The 1,904-nt window shown below is 73.0% G+C and carries 2 protein-coding genes; both read left to right on the top strand.

The annotated features are described in order from the left end of the window. Positions 1–1,510 (top strand): phosphopantetheine-binding protein (locus tag ACMZ42_RS26960; RefSeq protein ID WP_415733414.1); only part of this gene is annotated, 1,510 nt, incomplete at its 5' end. Beyond that, positions 1,507–1,904 (top strand): thioesterase II family protein (locus tag ACMZ42_RS26955; protein ID WP_415733413.1); only part of this gene is annotated, 398 nt, incomplete at its 3' end. The genes ACMZ42_RS26960 and ACMZ42_RS26955, both read left to right, overlap by 4 nt.

Below are 1,904 nucleotides of genomic sequence, written 5' to 3'. Positions count from 1 at the left end.
GACCCAGCAGGGCCGCCCGGTGATGTCCATCGGCTGGATGCAGTGGACCGAGTCCGGCATGTATGCCGACCACGAGGACGCCGCCCCGCAGGCCTTCCGCGAACTCCAGACCGGGGTACGGTACGAGCCCGCCGCACACCCGCTCCTGGACCGCCGTATCACCGGCACCGGCGACACCGTGTTGTTCAGCACCACGCTGACTCCCGGCTCCCACTGGATCGCCGCCGAGCACCGCCTGGGCGAGCACGACGTCGTCGTCGGCACCGCGCTGCTGGAGATGGTCGACGCCGCCTACCGCGAAGGCGTCGGCGGCGCGCCGGAGATCACCGACGTGGTGTTCCTCGGCCCGGTCGGCGTCACCGGCCGCACCGAGATCCGCCTGGAGCTGACCCCCGACGCGGGTACGGGCCACTCGGTCACCGTGACCGCCACCTCCGGCGGCGGCACCTGGAGCGAACGGCTGCACTGCCGGGTTGTCCCAGCCGAGCCCGGTCCCGCACCGGTGCACGACCTCGCCGCCCTCGCCGCCCGCTGCACCCGGATCACCCTCACCGGCGACCAGGTGGTCTCGGCCGGCGGCATGATCACGCACGGCGCGCACTGGGCCGGCAGTCTGAAGTCCACCGCCGTCGGCGAGCGCGAGGAACTGTCGCTGGTGGAGATCCACGAAGCGTACCGCGCCGAATGCGGCCTCTACCGGCTGCACCCGGCGCTGCTGGACACCGCCGTCGCCGAGGCCAACTACGCCGAGGACCGCATCGAACGCGGCGAGAACTACCTGCCGTTCAGCTACGGCCGCATCCACAGCCACGAGCCCCTGCCGCCGCGCTTCTGGGTCCATATCCGGCATCTTGCCGAACCCGGCGCCGAGGTCGACCGTATGGCGGTCGTGCTGATGCACGACGACGGACAGGAGATCGTCCGCATCGACGAGTACGCCGAACGCCGCGTCGACCCGCAGGCGATCAAGAAGACCGTCGCGCACGCCCCCGCGCAGACCTCTGGCCCGGCTCGCGCCGCCGCCGGCAGCGACGAGCGCATCGACGAGGCCAGCATCACCCCCGAGCTCGGCCGCAACGTACTGCGCCGCATCCTGCACTGGCGCCCCGCGCCGCACCTGCTCGTCGTACCCGAGGGCATCAAGCGCAACCTGCGCCGCACCCAGTCCCTGACCATCGACGTGGTGCAGCGTGAACTCGGCGAAGCCCGGCTCGGCGCCGCCCAGGAGCGCACGGTCGAAACCGTCTACGCCGAACCCGAGACCGATGTCCAGCGCACCATCGCCGACTTGTGGCAAGCGGCGCTCGGCGTCGCCCAGGTCGGACTCGACGACGTGTTCTTCGAGCTGGGAGGCAACTCCTTGATCGCTGTGCAGCTGGTCGCGAGGATGCGGGAGGCGCTGGTGGTCGACCTGCCGATCGCGGTGCTCTTCGACCACCCCACCGTACGGGCGCTGGCCGGGTTCGTGGCCGGCCAGGCCGACGGCGCGCTGACCGGAGCCGGCGCGTGAGCGCCGTGGGGCGCGCCACGGACCTGGCGCCGTGGATCGCGTACGCCAGGCCGGTGCCCGGCAGTGGCCCGGTCCTGGTGTGCTGCCACCACGCCGGCGGTGCCGCCTCCGCCTACCGCGGCTGGGCGGCGCCGCTTGCCGGTCACGGCATCGAGGTGTGGCCGGTGCAACTGCCCGGCCGCGAAGCCCGCTACGGCGAGCCGACCACCACCGACCTTCCCGCGGTCGTCACCGCGCTGACCGGCCTCCTGCGCGAGCAAGTCGCCGGCCGTCCCTACGCGCTGTACGGACACAGCGCCGGCGCCATGCTCGCCTACGGCCTCGCGCTCGCCGCCAGTGCCGCCGGCCACGGCCCGCGGCACCTGTTCACCGGAGCCTGCCGCCCGCCGAGCCT

It is taken from the genome of Lysinibacillus sp. NPDC056185, assembly GCF_047737915.1.
GTDB lineage: Bacteria > Bacillota > Bacilli > Bacillales_A > Planococcaceae > Lysinibacillus.
The sequence above is the reverse complement of the archived record's forward strand: the minus strand, read 5'-3'. Positions and strand labels throughout refer to the sequence as shown.